Source organism: Mesoplasma florum L1, assembly GCF_000008305.1.
Lineage (GTDB): Bacteria > Bacillota_I > Bacilli_A > Mycoplasmatales > Mycoplasmataceae > Mesoplasma > Mesoplasma florum.
On the sequence record NC_006055.1, the window covers coordinates 410168 to 429502 of the forward strand.

Annotated in this window: 17 protein-coding genes; 2 read left to right on the plus strand and 15 right to left on the minus strand. The window is 25.0% G+C overall.

Going from position 1 to position 19335, the window contains the following annotated elements; translation table 4 throughout:
• Positions 1 to 18 precede the first annotated feature (18 nt).
• The 7 genes from MFL_RS01840 to MFL_RS03735 all read right to left on the minus strand — a co-directional run bounded on the left by MFL_RS01840 (position 19) and on the right by MFL_RS03735 (position 10415).
• Entirely contained in the window at positions 19 to 2532 is a 2514-nt protein-coding gene (locus MFL_RS01840; RefSeq protein WP_011183251.1) for a chromosome segregation ATPase, read from the minus strand.
• An 85-nt stretch (positions 2533 to 2617) separates the two neighbouring features.
• Positions 2618 to 5239 (minus strand): valine--tRNA ligase, encoded by a 2622-nt coding sequence (locus tag MFL_RS01845; RefSeq protein ID WP_011183252.1) that lies wholly within the window; start codon positions 5237 to 5239, stop codon positions 2618 to 2620.
• A gap of 107 nt (positions 5240 to 5346) precedes the next feature.
• Positions 5347 to 8262: a cation-translocating P-type ATPase gene (locus tag MFL_RS01850; RefSeq protein WP_011183253.1), complete on the minus strand. Its 2916-nt coding sequence runs from the start codon at positions 8260 to 8262 to the stop codon at positions 5347 to 5349.
• Complete coding sequence (yihA, locus tag MFL_RS01855) at positions 8255 to 8851, minus strand: ribosome biogenesis GTP-binding protein YihA/YsxC (RefSeq protein ID WP_011183254.1); 597 nt, start codon at positions 8849 to 8851, stop codon at positions 8255 to 8257. Before yihA ends, MFL_RS01850 begins: the two co-directional genes overlap by 8 nt.
• Positions 8852 to 8859: 8 nt before the next feature.
• Complete coding sequence (locus MFL_RS01860) at positions 8860 to 9396, minus strand: hypothetical protein (RefSeq protein ID WP_011183255.1); 537 nt, start codon at positions 9394 to 9396, stop codon at positions 8860 to 8862.
• A 1-nt stretch (position 9397) separates the two neighbouring features.
• Positions 9398 to 10006, minus strand: a complete 609-nt coding sequence (locus MFL_RS01865) for a hypothetical protein (RefSeq protein WP_164919784.1) — start codon at positions 10004 to 10006, stop codon at positions 9398 to 9400.
• A 1-nt stretch (position 10007) separates the two neighbouring features.
• Complete coding sequence (locus tag MFL_RS03735) at positions 10008 to 10415, minus strand: hypothetical protein (protein ID WP_144062331.1); 408 nt, start codon at positions 10413 to 10415, stop codon at positions 10008 to 10010.
• 85 nt (positions 10416 to 10500) lie between these two features.
• Here MFL_RS03735 and MFL_RS03740 point away from each other — a divergent pair, with 85 nt between their 5' ends.
• Complete coding sequence (locus MFL_RS03740) at positions 10501 to 10713, plus strand: hypothetical protein (protein ID WP_144062332.1); 213 nt, start codon at positions 10501 to 10503, stop codon at positions 10711 to 10713.
• Positions 10714 to 10757: 44 nt separating this feature from the next.
• Positions 10758 to 11468 (plus strand): hypothetical protein, encoded by a 711-nt coding sequence (locus MFL_RS01880; RefSeq protein ID WP_011183258.1) that lies wholly within the window; start codon positions 10758 to 10760, stop codon positions 11466 to 11468.
• 34 nt (positions 11469 to 11502) lie between these two features.
• Here MFL_RS01880 and MFL_RS01885 read toward each other — a convergent pair whose 3' ends face one another.
• The 8 genes from MFL_RS01885 to holA all read right to left on the minus strand — a co-directional run bounded on the left by MFL_RS01885 (position 11503) and on the right by holA (position 19218).
• Positions 11503 to 12111, minus strand: coding sequence for a short chain dehydrogenase (locus MFL_RS01885; RefSeq protein ID WP_011183259.1), 609 nt, complete (start codon positions 12109 to 12111; stop codon positions 11503 to 11505).
• 126 nt (positions 12112 to 12237) lie between these two features.
• On the minus strand, positions 12238 to 12402 hold the full coding sequence (gene rpsU / locus MFL_RS01890; RefSeq protein ID WP_011183260.1) for a 30S ribosomal protein S21: 165 nt from the start codon (positions 12400 to 12402) through the stop codon (positions 12238 to 12240).
• A gap of 119 nt (positions 12403 to 12521) precedes the next feature.
• Positions 12522 to 13400: an MSC_0882 family membrane protein gene (locus MFL_RS01895; RefSeq protein WP_011183261.1), complete on the minus strand. Its 879-nt coding sequence runs from the start codon at positions 13398 to 13400 to the stop codon at positions 12522 to 12524.
• Complete coding sequence (locus tag MFL_RS01900; RefSeq protein ID WP_011183262.1) at positions 13400 to 13648, minus strand: TIGR04561 family membrane protein; 249 nt, start codon at positions 13646 to 13648, stop codon at positions 13400 to 13402. Before MFL_RS01900 ends, MFL_RS01895 begins: the two co-directional genes overlap by 1 nt.
• A gap of 100 nt (positions 13649 to 13748) precedes the next feature.
• Positions 13749 to 15482, minus strand: coding sequence for an aspartate--tRNA ligase (gene aspS / locus MFL_RS01905; RefSeq protein ID WP_011183263.1), 1734 nt, complete (start codon positions 15480 to 15482; stop codon positions 13749 to 13751).
• A gap of 2 nt (positions 15483 to 15484) precedes the next feature.
• Complete coding sequence (gene hisS / locus MFL_RS01910; protein ID WP_164919785.1) at positions 15485 to 16732, minus strand: histidine--tRNA ligase; 1248 nt, start codon at positions 16730 to 16732, stop codon at positions 15485 to 15487.
• Positions 16733 to 16832: 100 nt separating this feature from the next.
• A complete protein-coding gene (locus MFL_RS01915; protein WP_011183265.1) occupies positions 16833 to 18266 on the minus strand; it encodes a hypothetical protein in 1434 nt (477 codons plus the stop codon).
• Positions 18259 to 19218 carry a DNA polymerase III subunit delta gene (holA, locus tag MFL_RS01920; protein ID WP_011183266.1) on the minus strand — a complete coding sequence of 320 codons (960 nt, stop codon included), beginning with the start codon at positions 19216 to 19218 and terminating at the stop codon, positions 18259 to 18261. The genes MFL_RS01915 and holA overlap by 8 nt, the downstream gene beginning before the upstream one ends.
• Positions 19219 to 19335 lie beyond the last annotated feature (117 nt).

A 19335-nucleotide genomic window follows, 5' to 3' on the forward strand; every position in this document is an offset into this window, starting at 1 on the left:
CACTTTTAAAAGTGTTTTTTATTTTATTTCAATTACTAATTCAATAGAGTTATCTATATCTCCATTTTCGCTAACTAATACTGTTTCAATTGTTTCACCTAAGTCGTTTGTTTTTTCACTCATACCAACAACAACATATTGTGTGTTGTTGTAATCTATAATTTCTCCAACTTTAGCTATATGATCAAGTTTAATTATATCTATTTGGTCGACATCATCATCAGAATGTCAATTTAAGTTATCAATTGTACCTAATTCATCATCATCCATTGATTCAAATAAATCTGAATATTTTCCTTCAACATCATCTAGAAATTTTAAAGCATCCATTGTTGAATCAGTTTCAGTTTCTTCTAATGTTTCATCTTTTAATGATTGATTTAGTATACTTTCATATTTATCTTCAACATCATCTAAGAATTTTAAAGCATCGATTGTTGAACTTACTTCATTATCATCATCTAAATCAAGAGTTAGTATACTTTCATATTTATCTTCAACATCATCTAAGAATTTTAAAGCATCCATCGTGCTAGTTTCTTGATCAATTCCAGATGATAGTGTAACGTTTTCAAACATTGTATCATCAACATCTAAATCTTCTGGTTCAAATTGGAATAGAGTTCTTTCTTCTTCACTAAATATTAATTCATCAAGATCACTATTAACTTTTTCAGTGTAACTTTCAAGATTGCTAATTGTTTCTTCAATTTGTGTTAATTCTTTTTCAATTTCATGATCAAAATTTTCATCAATGTCACCATATAGAATTTTTGATTCAGATAAATGATTCATTTCTTCATTATTAACAGTTTTAATACTTAATTTTTCTACTTCATCATAAGAATCAAATTCGCCTTCATTGTTTATTGATAATCTGTTATCTGTATCAAATTCAAAGCTATTTAAACTATCTTCTCCAGTTCCTAAAAGACTTGCTGTTGTCATTTCTTCTAATTCTTCATAATCTTCTGTTTTAATTACATCTTGATCAAAAGTAAAATCAACTAATTCAGTTTCTTCTTCTGAAACAACATTTTTAAATGGTTTATTAACACCTTCTTTAATGTATGCTTTTTCATGTAAGAAATGAACTTTATCTTCTTCAGAATTAAATCTGATTTCTTTGTTAGGTTCTTCAAATGATAACGTTTCACCATTTAATTCATTGTAATCAGCTGTTTGAATAGAATCATCATTTTGTCCGTTTAAATCAGCTGTATTTAAGAATGTATCATCATGTTTTGTATCTTCTGATTCTTCAAATATAGCTAATGTTTCTTCTTCTAATTCTTCATAATCTTCTGTTTTAATTACATCTTGATTAAAAGTAAAATCAACTAATTCAGTTTCTTCTTCTGAAACAACATTTTTAAATGGTTTATTAACACCTTCTTTAATGTATGCTTTTTCATGTAAGAAATGAACTTTATCTTCTTCAGAATTAAATCTGATTTCTTTGTTAGGTTCTTCAAATGATAACGTTTCACCATTTAACTCATTGTAATCAGCTGTTTGAATAGAATCATCATTTTGTCCGTTTAAATCAGCTGTATTTAAGAATGTATCATCATGTTCTGTTTTTAAAGAATCATCTAAAATATTTAATTGTTCTTCATCATCTGAATACTCTATTTCACCAAGAATATCTATTGTTGAATAATCATCTATTTTGTCATCAAATAATGATAAAGTTTTTTCATCTTCAGGTAATTCATCATAATCTTCAAAAATTAAATCTTCATTATCAGATTCAAAAGAAATTGGATCTGTTGAGTCATCTAATAAAATTTGTGTTTTATCTGCTTGTAATGTTGCTGAAATGATTTCACTAATTGTTTTTTCACCATCATGAACTAATCCACTTGTTTTTAGTTCTTCAAAAGTTGATGTTAAATCTATTAATTCATCATCAAAGTTTAATTCTTCTGCTTTATCAAAATTATTACTTATTGTTCTATTAATTGAATCAATTAACGCTGAAGCATCATCAGATTCATTTTCAAAAGTTTTTGATGTGTTATCTTCTGTAATTTCTTCAACAGTTTCTTCTGTAAGTTCATTATCGATTGTTTCACTAACAATATTTGTAATTAAAATCTCACCTTCATCTGATAAAACCTCTTCAAATGCTATTTGTTTTGGTTTTTCTTCTTCTTGTCTTTTTCATAGGTTATTAGATAAAGAATTTAATCTGCTACGTTTTTGTTTATTTTGATTAATTTTGCTAAAAGGATCTTGTAAGTCTCTAATTAATTTTTCTGTTTGTTTTTCATTAACTACTTTAACATTATTCTTAGCTTCTAAAACTTCAACTCTCGCAACATATTTTTCTCATGCATTAGTTGAATCTTTTTTATTATCATCTAATCATATTAAATACAGTGTGTACTTTTTAATATGTTCTTGAATTTGTTTATCATAATTTGAAATATCTTTAGTTAAGATTGCTAAAGTTGCATCAGCTGAAAATTTTTGCTTTAAGATGTAATTATTTATTTTATTTATTAATTCTATTGAAACTCTTCTCATATTAACCTCTTTTATTAAATTATACTTTATTTACATATATTTTATTATTTAGAAATAACAAAAAAACGGTGTTTTTACCGTTTTTTTACATTTTATTTAGTTTATCTTGAATTAGTTCTAATTGTTGTTTGTATAATTCATATTTTTCTTTTTCTTCTTCTATTTTTGAAGGAGCTGCTTTTGATATGAAATTTTCATTACTTAACATTCTTTCAGATCTACTTATTTCATTTTCAAGTTCTTTTTTCTTAGTTGCTAATTCTTCTAACATTTTTTCTTTATCAATGAAATCATCGTTAGGAATTTCAATAAAGAAGTCAAGTACTGATAAACTTGTTGTTTCGCTAACCAAAGATTCATTGATTGATAAATTAGCATTAACAAACTCATTTAAAAAGTTATTTATTTCTAAATTGTATTTAGTTATTATTTCTAAATTACCATTAGTTGCATTTCAATTTAAAAGCACATTATTCTTGATATTATTTGTTGCTCTAAATTCTCTTATTGAATTAATTAATTCAATAACAACATTAATGTAATCTGTTTCAAATACAAATTCTTTATCAAATCAACTTTCTTCTAAAATAGAGTTTTTCATATCTAATGTTTTATAAATATGTTCAGTTACAAATGGCAAGTATGGGTGCAACATAATCAATATATTTTTTAATAAATAAACAATTGTTTGTTGAGTAGCTTCTTTTGTTTTTGGATTATTTAAATTAACTTTCGCAAATTCAATATATCAACTACAGTATGTATTTCACACAAAGTCATAAAGCATTTTACCAGCAATTGCAAATTCATATTTATCTATTAAATAATTAACTTGTTTTGAAACTTTACTAAATTCTGTTAAAACTCATTTATCAGTTTCATTTAGAGAATTTGAATTTAAGATTGCTTGTTCTTCTCAAGGTTTAAAGTCTTCTTCCAAATTCATTAAAACATATCTTGATGCATTTCATAATTTATTAATGAAATTTCAAGCAGCTTTAACTTTAGAATCACTATATCTAATATCTTGTCCAGGTGTTGAATTAGTTAATAATGAGAATCTTAATGAATCAGAACCATTGTTAACAATTACATCCATTGGATCAATTCCATTACCTAATGATTTACTCATTTTTGCTCCATGCTCATCTCTTACTAAACCATGTATTAGTACATCTTTAAAAGGTATTTGTCCAGTGTATTCAATTGTTTGAAATATCATTCTTGAAACTCAAGAAAAAATAATATCATGACCAGTTACTAATACACCATTTGGTAAATATTCTTTAAAATATTTAGATTCAAATCCTTCTCCACGCATTAAAGTGGCAAAAGGTCATAAACCAGATGAGAATCATGTATCAAGCACGTCTTCATCTTGAATTCAATTTTCTGCATCTTTAGGCGCTTCCATACCCACATAAATTTTTGTTTTATCTTCTTTGTTATATCAAGCTGGAATTCTGTGACCTCATCATAATTGTCTTGAAATAGTTCAATCATGAATGTTTTCCATTCATTTTTTTAATACTTGATCAAAACGTTCAGGGAAAAACTTAATTTTATCATTGCTTTCTTGAAGTTTTAAAATCATATCAGCAAAACTATCCATTTTAACAAATCATTGATCACTTAAATAAGGTTCTACTATTGCATTGCTTCTTTCACTAAATCCAACTTGATGAATCATAGGTTCTGCTTTAATAAAAGTTTTTTCTTTTGTTAAATTTTCAATAATTTTATTTCTTGCTTCAAAACGGTCTAAACCTTGGTATTCTTCTCCACCCATTTCATTTATTGTTCCGTCTTCATTCATACATATTGGTTTTTCTAAATTATGACGAACAGCAATTTCAAAATCATTTAAATCATGTGCTGGAGTACATTTCATAACCCCAGTTCCAAAATCTAATTCTACATAATCATCAGCAATAATTGGAATAGCTTGGTTATTAACTGGATTAATGGCTTTTTTCCCTATAAATGATGTATATCTTTCGTCTTTAGGGTTAACAACTAAACATTGATCAGCAAACATTGTTTCTGGTCTTGTTGTTGCAACATTTAAAAATTCATTAGTTCCTTGAATCATGTATTTAAAATGATACATAAATCCTTCAACTTCTTTATAAATAACTTCAACATTTGAAATCGCAGTTTTTTGCATTGGGTCTCAGTTAACTATTCTTTTTCCTTTGTATATTAATCCTTTATTATAAAAATCAACAAATATTTCTGTAACTATTTTATTAATATCGTCATCCAATGTAAATTTTTCCATACTGTAATCAAATGCTAGACCTAATTTAGATCATTGTTGTCTAATGATTGCTGCATATTCATGTTTTCATTTTCAAGCTTGTTCTAAAAATTTTTCTCTTCCTAATTCAAAACGACTAATACCTTGTTCTCTAAGTTTTGCTTCAACTTTAACTTGAGTACTGATACCAGCATGATCCATCCCTGGTAAATAAAGTACATCAAATCCATTTAATTTTTTAAATCTGATAATGGCATCTTGCAAGCTTCCATCTCATGCATGTCCAATGTGCAATTTACCTGTTACGTTTGGTGGAGGTAAAACAATTGAAAATTTTGGTTTTTTAGAATCTGGGTTAGCTTTGAAATACTCATTTTGAATTCATCATTCATATCTATTTTCTTCAACTATTTCATAACTATATTTAGCTTCTAATTCTTTTTTCATTTCTATTATCTCCATTTCAATATATTAATTTTATAATATTTACTCTTTAACAAAAAGTGAAAATAAAACATTTGTGTTTAAACGTAAAAAATAATGAGACAAACTCATTATTTTTTACGTTTTTTGTTTTGTTCTTTAGCATCTTGGTTAATCATTTCAGCAATTAATATTTGATTTTTTTGTCAATTACCAACTGATAAATGATATGAGTAAAATACAATTGTATCTATCATTAAGATTAATAAGAACGGAACAATTGAAATTGCAAATGCTACAAACATAATTCATATATTATCACTTGTTCATTTTGAAGTAGCTTTTGAATATCCTACTAATCCTAAAATACTATCATTTAATCCAGGAATTGTTATAACTCCGATTGATAATACTAATGCTATTAATGATGCATATATTAAAGGCTTAGAAATTTGTAATTTAATTTTATTTGATGCTTTTCAATTAGAAATTTTAATTAAATGTGCAAAGAATAATGGTGACATAACTATTGTTATAAACATTGCTGTTCTTCCAAATACAATATATTCATCTAAAATTTTATTTCTTATAATACCATCTGAAACATTATTCATGATTTCATGAATTTGACCTAATCATGTTGTTGAACTTAATTCAAAGTTAATTTTAAATTGAGCATAAAAATCATAATCTATTCAAGCTTTTGTATCTGTTGCCATCATTCCAATAAAGAAAGAACCAACAGAACATAATGCTGATAATACTCCAATTTTAATTATTGGTAATATTAATCCTTTTAATAAACCATTCTTACCAACCTGTGGTTTCAGTTTCATTAAAGTATCATCTAAAGGACCCATACCAATCGCAATCGCTAAACATGACTCAACAATTAAGTTGATATATAAAATATTTGTTGCTTCTAATGGTGATATTTTAAATATTAATGAAATTATTAAAATAGATAAAACGTTAGCCAAGTTGAATCCCATTAATAAAGTAATTGCTCGTTTAATTTTTTGATAAACGTTTCTTCCTTCGTTAACTCCAGTCATAATAGTTGCAAAGTTATCATCAGTTAAAATAACATCACTGGCTTGTTTAGCCACATCAGTACCTGTAATACCCATAGCAACCCCAATATCAGCTTTGCTTAAACTTGGTGCATCATTTACTCCATCACCAGTCATTGAGACAATATATCCCTTTTTCTGTAATGTAGCAACAATCTTAACTTTATGTTCTGGATTAACACGAGCAAACACTCTTATGTTATCAATAACTTCTTCCAATTCTGCATCAGACATAGTATCAAGTTTATCTGATGAAATAACTTGTTTTTCTTCATAAGCTAATCCTAAATCTCTAGCAATAGCTAAAGCAGTAATCGCATGATCACCTGTAATCATACAAACCTCAACTCCAGCAGCGTGAGCTTCTTCAATTGCTTGAACAGCTTCTTTTCTAACTGGGTCAATCATTGCAACTGCTCCAATAAAAGTAAGACCTTTTTCTTCAAGTTTATTATTTTTAACTTCTTTATACGCAAAAGCTAAAACTCTTAAAGCATCATCACTTAAATTAATACTTGCGCGCATAATTTCATGTTTATGAGATTCAGTTAATTTAATAACTTTGTTTTCAATCATTATATGATCACAAATACTTAATAATTGGTCAATAGCACCTTTTGTAAATGCTATTGTTTTTTTATCAACAGTATTTAAAGTACTCATTAACTTTCTTTCACTATCAAAAGGTATTTCATCAATTCTTTCGAATTTCTTACGATAAACTAATTCATCAACACCCATTAATTCTGCAAAATCTACTAATGCTAATTCTGTTGGATCTCCAATTCTTTCGTTTCCCTCAGTAATACTATCATTTGGTAAAACTAAAGCTTTAAGTAATAATTCTTTTTGAATACTTTTATCTAAATCAAGATATTCATCTGAATCCATAATTCTATTATTATCAATAACTTTTTTAACTGTCATTTTATTTTGAGTTAAAGTTCCAGTTTTATCTGTACAAATAACATTAACTGAACCTAAAGTTTCAACACTAGCTAATTTTTTAACAATAACATTATTATTTGCCATTCTTTTTGTTGAGAAACTCAATGTAATAGAAATTACAGCAGCCAATGATTCTGGTATAACACCGATTGCTAAAGTAATTGCCACCATTAAATAACTAGCTCATGCTTCAAATCCACCAACTAAAGATAATAATAAGAAAACAAAAATTCCTATTAGACCAGCTACACAACTAATCACATATCCAAATTTACTAATTTTTTTCTCAAGTGGAGTTTCAGTTTCTTCGTTTTTATCAATAGCTTCTGAAATTTTCCCTATTTCTGTGTTTAAACCAGTTCCAATAACAATACCAACAGCTCTACCAGCTGTAGTAAATGTTGACATGAATGCTATATTAGTTTTTTCTGCTAATATAGTTGTCTCTTTTATTGCTTTGTGTGTTTTTTCAACAGGAACTGATTCACCAGTTAAAATTGCTTCATCAATCATGAAATCAGCTGATTGTACAATTCTTAATTCAGCAGGTACATATTTACCAGCTTCAAGAATTACAATATCACCAACTACAAGATCAGATGCATCTATTTCTTTTTGATTATGATCTCTTAAAACTACAGCTTTTGGTTTAGAAAGTGATTTAAGTGCGTCAACACTCTTTCTAGCTTTAACTGTTTGAACTGTCTCTAAAACAGCATCAACAATAACAATAAGCATAATAACAACAAAGTCTATAAATTCATGAAAACCTATTTTTTCACCAGGAGATGAAATTAATGGAGCTACAACTGATATAACAGCAGCAAACATTAATATTAATTGTAATGGTTCAACAAAGGCATGCAAGAATGTAACTCATCAAGGAGTAACCTTTGCAGTTGGTAATTCATTTTTACCATTCTCTATAAGTCTTTTTGTTGCTTCTTCTTCTGTTAAACCTGTTTTTATATCAGTATCTAACTTATTTTCAATTTCTTTTATCTGACTACTCTCTCAACTATCCATTTTCTACCTCTAATAATCTAATTAAAGCATCATAACTTTCTTTAATATTTATTTTATCTAAATTTGAAACTTTAACAAACACATCATTTTGATCAAACTCTAAAGTTTCTTTTATTAATTTTTCGTTTTTTGCAATTTCATTTCTTTTTAATTTATCTAACTTTGTTCCAATCATTAATACTGGGATATCATTAGCTTTTAAAAAGTCATACATTTGAACATCATCATTTGTTGGTTTATGCCTTAAATCTACTAACATGCAAACAAGTTTAAGATTTTCTCTTGTTGTTAGATAATCCTCCATCATAATACCAAACTCAACTTTCATTGAATTAGAAATTTTAGCATAACCATATCCAGGTGCATCCACAAGTCTAAAGCTACTATTGTTAATATCAAAGAAATTTAATAATCTTGTTTTACCTGGTGTGTTAGCTACTTTAGCTAATTTTTTGTTATTTGCTAAAGTGTTAATAAAACTTGATTTACCAACATTACTTCTTCCTACAAAACAAACTTCTGGAATGTTATCTTCGATTCAACCAGACTTATTTGCTGCTGATTTAATAAATACGCTTTGTTTAAACATTTTACCTCCTAAATAAATTCTGTTTTCATTTTTAACTCAATTAAAAAGTCTTTTAATTCTCAATGATATGAAACTTTTATTATGTCATATCCTTCAATTTCTTTAACTTTAAAAATTATTTTTTTACGTTTAATATCATTTTTTATTTTTTCTATTTCTTCAAGACCAAAAACTTTATCTCATATAACTATTTTACTGTTCTTAACAACTACATATATTGATTTAATTTTAATTTGAATTAAAGTTATTCAAATAATTAGCATTATCATGTAGATTACACATATAATTGATTGTACTAATAACATTATGTTTGTAATAAATACTAAACAAATGATTGTGATAATAACAAATGCTAAACTAAATATCATTAGTGATATCAAATAACCAAGGCATATATATAGTAATTTTGAATTTTGAAAATATCTGCTATCTTGTTTAATCAATTTTTGAATTTGTTTAAAATATTTTCAATCTTTTATAGCAATGTAAAATGCATACGCCATTAAAATTAAACTTATTAATAGCGGAAATATAATTAATTTCATCTTACTCATTCTCCAATCTGAATTTTGAAATGATAGATTTCAGTTTTAGATCATTAGTTACAAAATATATTTCTTCATTTTTCGTTTTTAAGTAAATAGTTTTCAAATATTCACCGTTAAAATTTCAAACATAATTTTCAACTAATATAACATTATTAAATTTTATAATTTTAAATTCTGTGCCATTGTCTAAAACAATTCTTTTATTGCTTATATAAGTTAGCGTTTTTTCTAATTCGTTTTGTTTTCCTTTTATTTTAAAAAGAGAATAATTTTTTTTAAGATTTTTAATGTATTGATCATATTCATCATCAAATTCTTTTTTCTTATTTTTTTTATTTTCATTTTCATTAAAAGATACTTCTAATTCATCCACAAAATAAATGTTTTCATTTTCAGAAAGTTCAAATTTTGTTTTAATTGGTTTTAGTTTTCTAAGTATTTCGTCTTCTACTTTTTTATATTCAGCAATTTCTTTTAGATATTCATCATTAATTACTTTAAAAGGTTTGTGTTTAACTGAATAAACATATGACAAAATTCCAACAATTAAAAGTATTATTGCATATAAGATTATTATGCAAATTGCAATTATAAATTTTGAGTCCATTTTATTCTTCTTCAAAATCCATTTCATATTGTGATCAAATATCAATTAAATTAATTAATGATTCTGCTTTATTTAATATTTCTAAAAATTCATATTTTTTTTCATCATTTATAGTTCTATCAATTTTAAGTAAATTTATCATTAATTTACTTGCTTCTCTTAAATCATTTAAATTAGATTCTTCAAATGCTATTTTTAAAACTTTAATAAATTCATTTTCATTATCATAGACATTTTTAAATTTTGAAAGTGATTCACCATAAACTTCATTAACTTTTTTAATTATTATTTCTTTGAATATTTCTAAAATATTTTCTTGATTTACAATTATTTCATTTGCTTTTGATTTAGCTTCTATTGAATCAGTAAATTCAAATAAAAATTCATTAGGTGCTAAAAAATTACTCATAGCTATAGCTATTTGTAAATCTGAAATAATTTCAAATTCTTCCTTGTGGTTTAAAGATTTAATCTCTTTTAATAAATCTTTTTCTATGTCATTAAGTTTATTTAATAATTTAGTTAAATCCTCTAACTCTTCAACTTCATTTAAATTATCTAAAAGACTTGTTAATTCTTTTTTATTTTTTAATTCAGCTTCAACATTTTCTAAACTTGAAATAACAATTGCTAAACCAGGTTCTAAAAAATCAACTTCGATTTCGTTATTCATCTTCTTTCTCCTTTTAAAGTATAATTATATTTAATTATACCTTATAATATAAAAAAGAATAAGAATAGAGGAGTTATAATGATTCAAATATTTAAGTTAAAAGAGTTAAATCAAGTTGAATTATCACATTTGGAAGAATTAAATTCTTGATGAGATAAACCTGTTGATAAAAAAATTGCAAAATGCAAATTGTTTATTTCAAAGTTTGGACTGCAGCCAAATGATTACATTACATTTGATAGTTTAAAAGAAGTTAATTTTAATGATTATATAAGGGGTGTAAATAATTATTTAAATTTTTATACACCGAAATTAAAAACAATTGTAAGCGAAAGACATGCTTTTAAAAAATTTGATAAGTCAATTATAAATTATATGCAATTAAATGGTTATACAGCATCAATAAGTACTATAGCATCATTTTATACAGAAGAAGTAGATCATGATTTAAATAAATTTAATAAAATTGATGCAATTAATTTTGCAAATAAAGTTTTATTAGAAAAATGAAATAAATTCAAAAGAGAAGTTTTATCTACTTTTGGTGGGAATGAAATAATTAAAGATGTTATAAAAGGAATATTTGAAAACGAAGTTATTTATGATGGTGTATTTTTTGACTCAAGAATCATTGTAAATACAATTGTAAAATATGCATCAAATCTTTTAAAGAAAACTGAAATTACAGAAAAGCAATTTTTAAATATTATGTACTTAGCTTATCTTCAATCTAACTTTATTGAATCTTTTATTTATATTTACAAAGGTTTCACAATAAACCTAAAATAAAAAAACTATTAGGAATTAAACTAATAGTTTTTTATTAATAAACTTTTATTTCTTCACCGTTAATATCACTTTCAATAACGTTAACAAAAGCTAATGCAGCTTTCTCAACAGGGACAGGTTTTACACCTTTGAAATAATCTTCATATTCAACCATTGATTCATTAAAAACTGAAGGACTAACGCAATTTATTCTAATGTCTTTTTCTATATCAAAAGCGGCTGCTTTAGCAAAAGAAGCTACAGCTCCATTAATCAAGGCATACATTGTTCCCATTTTAATAAACTCTTCTTTAATTATTCCTGCAATTAAAGTTATGCTTCCTTTTTCATTTAAATACTTACTTCCTATTAAAACCATATTAACTTGTCCTAATAATTTACTATTTAAAGAAAACTTTATATCTTCTTGAGTTAAGTTTTCTAAAGGAGCCATTGTAGCTGAACCTGCAGCATTCACAATATGATCAACATTCCCAATCTTTTGAAACATTGCTTCAATACTTTCTTTTGAAGTCATATCTACCTGAATATCTCCAGATTTTCTTCCAGCTGTTATTATTTCATATTCTTTTTTGCTTTTATTCAATTCTTTAACTATAGCAGTTCCTAGTGTTCCATGACCACCTAAAATTAATACTTTCATTTAAATCTCCTTTTTTAATTAAATTGATTATATAACTATTTTAAAAAATTGATTATTTTTAGTTTATAAATTTAATAAAAAAAAGATGCAAAAAGCATCTTTTTAGCAAACTAAATTGCTTTATTATTATTTGTATTTACGGTTTTGTTTTTGTTTGTAAATTCTTTTTTCTTTTTTACTTAGGTGATATTCACGTTTTCTAGCTTCAGCTTTGTTTGATGATGCTACTTTTTGAAATCGTTTAAGAGCTTTTTCGATTGATTCTCCCTCGTGTACGATAATACTTGCCATTTTTTCAACTCCAATTCAATAAACTATTAATATTTTATCTCAATTGGGTTGTAAATTACAATACTTTTAATAAAAATAAAAAAATTTAACCTTTTTTTGTTTTGGTTAAATTTTATTTTCTATAAAAATCATCAAAGTTTTTTGTCAGATTTTTTTCTCATAATAAAGTAAGGTATAAATATTACTAATAAAACAATAGCCAATATTGTGAAAAAAATTAACATACAAAATTTATTAGCTGCTTTCTTTAAAGCTATTTGTTCAGCAACTCCAACAATTTCATATCCATAAAATGAATCTATGTTTCCCTTTCTCGAATAATTAAATATTAAAGAAAAAATTTGGATTATTGCAGTTAATGATAAAATCACAATAAAAATCATAATTTCTGAATCTAAACTAACTTTATCTGATTTATTAACTAAGAATAAAATTAATGTTGTTAATCCTCCATATAAATAAATACCAAAACAAGTTCAGTTTAAATATATATGTCTTTTTACTATTTTTTTATAACTTTTGATTATAAAGAATGGGATTCTTTCTTTTCCCATTAATAAGTCAGATTTATAACCTTTAACATCAATCATAATATGTCTTAAATCAATTAATGCAATTACCATAACAATAGAACTTAAAATTAAAATAGTAATCATGATAGCAGCACTTGGAATTAATTTTGGATCAATTCTTAAGAAGTTTTCTCCATCTTGTAATTTAATGTAATTTAATGCTATGAAAAATGCAGATACAATCGAACATATTATTGAAGTAAACATTAAGAATGCTATTTTATATTTTTCCATTTTAATTTCTTTTGCAATTCTTTTGTTTACTGTTACTGCTTCTAATTCTTTTTTTGAAAATTCAGGTGTAATACCTCTAAACTTATTTTCACCAAATACTGAATCACTAGAATTTACATAATTAGGATTTTTTATTTGATTTTGTTCATTTGGATTAGGCTGTTGAATCCCATTCATAATTTCATTATTCATTATTTGCTTTCCCTTTCTTTAAGTTTTGTTTCTCTAACTATTGAGTTAATTTCTTCATCTATTTTAATTTTTTCAATTTCTAGATTATTACTACTTTTATCTATTTTTACTTTTGTAACAGCAAACTTTGTTAGATAAATTAGCAAAGATATCAAAAGAAGTGATGCAAAGAAAATAAAAATAAATAAAAATGGAATTGGTTTCCCAAATATAACTAAAGCATTATTTATGTCAAATATCCCCTTCATGTCATTTCCCCTTTAAATAATTTTATCATTTTTTATTTTTATTTGTTTTTAGTTTAAATAGTGAGCACAGAATAAAAAACTAAACAATGAATGTTTAGTCTTATTTTATTGTTTTAATACTTAATTCACTTAATTGATTGTCTTCAACATAACTAGGTGCATCATTCATCATATCAATCCCTTTTGAATTTTTAGGGAAAGCTATAACGTCTCTAATTGATTCTGAATGAGTAAGTAACATGATTACTCTATCAATTCCAAAAGCAAAACCAGCATGATTTGGTGCTCCATATTTATATGCATTTATAAATCAACCAAAGTTTTTCTCAATAGTTTCATCATCCAATCCTACAGCTTCAAACATTCTTTGTTGAATTCCTGAGTCTGTAATACGAACTCCACCACTTCCAAGTTCAAATCCATTTAAAACTAAATCATATGAATCTGCTATTGCATCTTCTTTATTAGTTTCAAAATCATCAATTGATTTAATGTTTGGCATTGTAAAAGGGTTATGAGCAGCTACATATCTAGATTCCTCATCACTTCATTCATATAATGGGAAATCAATAATTCATAATAATTTATAATCATTAGGATCAGCTAAGTTTAAAATTTCAGCAACTTTATTTCTAACTGCACCAAGCATATCTGATATCTTCTCATATTTACCAACGTTTAGTAGAATAGTTGCTTTATCTTTAATATTAAATTGTTTAATTAAAGCTTGTTTTTCACCATCTGATAAACTTGAAGCGATTGAACCACTTCAAGTTCCATTTTCAAATTTAGCAAATGCTAAATTATTAAAACTCTTTTGTTTTGCAGTTTCTGTTAAAATTTCTAATTGTTTTTTGCTCAATAATTCTTCAACACAAATTCCTCTAATTGATAATTTATTTTCTTTAAAACTTTCAAATAATTTGATTTGAGTTTTATCAAATATTTCATTTAAAGTATTAATTTTTAAATCAAATCTAATATCTGGTTTGTCACTACCATATAAATCTATTGCTTCTCTAAAAGGCATTTTAATTAATTTTTCTTTAAAATCAATTCCTTTAACTTCTAAAAAGATTTTCTTAATTACCTTTTCAATTTGGTCTTGAACCTCTGTAGCAGATGCAAATGACATTTCCATATCTAATTGAGTAAATTCAGGTTGACGATCATTTCTTAAATCTTCATCTCTAAAACATCTAACAATTTGATAATATTTATCAAATCCACTAACCATTAATAATTGTTTATACAATTGGGGAGATTGAGGTAATGCATAAAAAGTATTTTTATTTAATCTTGATGGAACTAAGAAATCTCTTGCTCCTTCTGGAGTTGATTTCCCAAAGTATGGAGTTTCAACTTCAACAAAATTATCAGCTTCAAATTCTTTACGAATTATACTGTTAACTTTTGCTCTTAAAAGCATATTATTTTGTATCTTTTGACGTCTTAAGTCTAAATATCTATATGACATTCTTGTTTCTTCTGAAACTTCTACATCATTTTCAATAACAAAGGGAGTTAATTCACTTTTATTAATTAATTCAATATTTTTAACTTCAATTTCAATTTCACCAGTAGGTATATCTGCATTTTTTGATTTACGTTCAATAACTTTACCTGTTATTGAAATTACATACTCAGGTTTTAAATTATTAATTAATTCTTGTTTGTTTTCACCAACAACAATTTGTGTAATACCATAAAAATCCCTTAAATCAATAAATGTAATTTGTCCCATTTTACGAATTTTTTTAATTCATCCCTTTAATGTTACTTCTTGATTTACATTTGAAATGTTTAATTGATTACAATTATGTGTTCTTTTCATTTCTATTTTTCCCCTTTTAAGTATTTAACAATATCTTTAAATTTCAATTCTTTAGTTTCACCAGATTTTTGATCTTTTATTGCATAAATATCACTATTAATTGAATTTTCACCAATAATAACGATATTTTTAGATTTCAATCTTTCTGCTGATTTAAATCCAGCTTTTAAATTTTTAATATTTCAATTTGTATCAACTTTTAGGTTTGCTGTTCTAGCTTCTAATAAAAGTTTATTTGTTAAAAATTGAGCATCATCAGACAACGGTATTATAAATAAATCTAATTCATCTTCATCAGCAACTTTTATTTCTTGATCACTAAGAATCATCATTATTCTTTCAATGCCTATTGCAAAACCACTAGCAGGTAAATTTGGTCCACCTAGTTCTTCAACTAAATTATTGTATGAACCACCAGCGATAATAGCTTGGTCTGTTTTAATATTTTTAAATTCAAAAACTAAGCCTGTGTAATAATCTAATCCTCTTACTAAGTTAAAGTTTATTTTTGCTTCAATTCCTAGTTGCTTTAATTGATCAAATGTTTTATTCAATCTTTCTTTGTTTTCTTGACTTGCAAATAAAGTCATTTTTGGTGCTTCTGCAAATTTATTACCATCAATTTTACAATCTAATACACGTAAAACATTTTTATTAATTCTTATTTCACAATCTGAACATAAATCATCAAATAAATTCAAATATTTTTTAAGTTCTAATTCGTATTCTTTTCTTTCATTTCCACTTATTAAATAATTCATTTCAACAATTACGTCTTTATTAATTTTTAATTCTTTTAAGAATGACTGACCTAAAGAAATTAATTCAACATCATGACTAATTGAATCTATACCAAATGTTTCTACCCCTAATTGATTAAATTGTCTATATCTTCCAGCTTGTGGTCTTTCATATCTAAAAATAGGTCCTATATAAAATGTTTTGTATGGTAGATTCTCTTGAATATATAATTTATTTTCAATTAAAGCTCTTACAGTTGGAGCTGTTCCTTCTGGTCTTAAAACATATTCACGACCTTTTCTGTCTGTAAACTCATACATTTCTTTGCTTACAATATCACTTGAGTCTCCAACACCTCTAACAAATAATTCTTTAGATTCAAACATAGGAGTAATGATTTCACCATAGTTAAAAAGATTTAGAACTTTTCTAAATTTTTCTTCTACTGCATTTCATTCTTTAGAATTATTTAAAAATAAATCTTGAGTTCCTCTAGGTTTTTGAATCATAAAATCTCCTTTTGCTTTAAATATTATAACATTTTCATTTATTAACAAATAATAAGGTTTTACAAAATAAAAAAAATGATAGAAACCTATCATTTTGATATTAGTTTTGTTCTTGTTCGTCTTCATCAAATAATGAAGGATCTATTTCATAATGTTTTCCTTGCATAGCAGCCATTGTTGCATTTGCTTGTTCAGTTCTTGCTTTCATAATTTTTTGTACATCTTTTTTAGGATTTACAATTACTAACATTAATGCACCCATTAAAGTTAAAATTGAAGATACTAAAGTTATTACAGATAAAGTTATAATAATGTCTATTTGAGATTTAAAATCTGAACTTAAAGCTTTTATAAAATCATTATAATAATTACCAGTAACTTCTCCTGGGTTTGATGTATCAGAAATTTGTTGGATTGTTAGATTTTCAAATGCTTTTCATTTGTTCATAACTAAATCATTTGATATAGAAGCAGAAGAAGTTATAACTATATAAATAAGAAGAATCGCTATTATTAATAGCATAAAACCACTAACTCTATATTTTAATCTTGATGCATCTTGTTTTTTTCAAAAAGTAAATCCAATATAACCAAATCAAATTAAATAAAATGCTCCAAAAATTATAGCTCCTACATTTGTTGTTGATTGTGCAAAAATATTCATAGAGTTAGGTATATTAACTCTTGTTGAAGAAGTGTTGCTAATTACATAAAAGAAATCCTTAAATTGATCTCATTTTTGATCTTGAAATAATATGTGCATGTAAGAATTATCATTTTTAGAAAGATCAACTTTTATTGTTCCAACATATATTGTTAAAGCTACATAAAAAATAATTGTAATCAGCATAAGTACTGTGAATAATTTTTTAATAAGTGGCATATATTTTGGTTTTGTTTTAAAAGGATAAAATTTAGGATTCATAAAAATATTTGGTGGCACATTACCACCCATATTTCCACCAAAAAAGTTTTGTTGTTGATTAAAGTTTTGCTGATTCATGTTTTCAGTACTTGAATTAGTTTTCTTTTTGTCAGAATTTGCTTTTTCTTTCTCAGCATTTTCTTTTGCTTCTTTTTCAGCTTTCTCTTTTGCTTCTTCAGCTAATTTTTCATCCATTTTTTTAACATAATCTGAAGATAATTTAGCATTTGATTCGATGTCTTCAATTGTAAATATTTCTTCTTCATTTGTTAATGTTTTTCTCATTACTTTATAATTTTCGTTAATGAAAGTAACAACACGTGAATATTCAGCATAAATTTCTTCGCTATTGATGTCATCATCTGCTGCTTCAAATCTATTTGAAACTTTAGTTATTTTTACATAAGCCTTTGCAAATTCTGCTGCTACTTTTTTACGGTTATATCTACACTTGAACTTGTCGCTTTCCAAAAGTAATAATAAGTCAATTAACTTAATAACTTCTTTTCTAAAAGCTTCTTCTTTTCTTAGAAAATACTTTAATTTATCATTTTTAATAATATTAAACAGTAAATGTGAAATACTAATATAAATTTTTTTATTATGCATTTTTATCCTCCATGTTTTTAATAAATCTGTATTCAACTATATTGTCTTTATCCATAGTGTTATTTAAAACACCTTGTTGAATATAATATAATAATTTAATTTTATCATTTAATTCTCTAATGTTAAGTTTATTTGAAATAGCTATCTTAACTCTATAAGGGTGTGCTTTTGTTATTTGAACAATTTCTTCATTTCTAATTCCTTGTTGTTTCATAACATTTACATCTCTAAAGAAAACAACAGTTGAACTTAATAATGCTATTAATTTCGAAATATCATCATTCATAAGTAAATAATCTTTATAAAGTTTTAAAAATGTTTTTGTTTCATTATTAACAAAAGCATTTGATAATTCAAAGATGTCGTTATCAATATATTTAGATAGATTATTTTTTATATCATCAAGTGTTATAACATCTGATTCTATGTGAGAAAGTTTAGTTAATTCATTTGTTAAAGTTTGCATATCTTTTGGAATAGATTGAAATATAAAAGCTGCATCATGATCTGTTATTGATTTTTCATTTCTAGTGAAAAATGCTTTAATATAATTTAAAACTTCATTTTCTTGCATAGTTTTAACATTAGTTACTTCTAGATTTTCTTCTATATATTTAGCTATTTTTAATCTTTTAGAAATTCTTTCGTTATTTAATGTAAAAATTACAACATTGTCGGTTTTACTTTCAAGAATTCTATAAAGTGCTTCTTCTGAATAGTTTCTATGCAAACTTATTTTTTCTTCTGTTGCAAATCAAGCATCACTTATTATTAAAATTTTAGGTTCTCCAAATAAGGAGAAAGTATTTAATGAAGTATATATTTCGGATATATCATTATAAATTAAGGAATAATTTTCAACTTCATATTCTTTTTCAGTCAATAAGTTCTTAACTAATTTATTAACTGTTTTAGTTAATAAAAAATGATCCTCTGAATAAATAAAATACATACTTACCTCCACAAATGTTATTCTTATTTTATATCAATGTTTAGATAAAAATGTTTAAAGAATAAAAATGTTTAATTTTATCTACTTATTTGTTATAATCTAAATTGTACTAAAAAT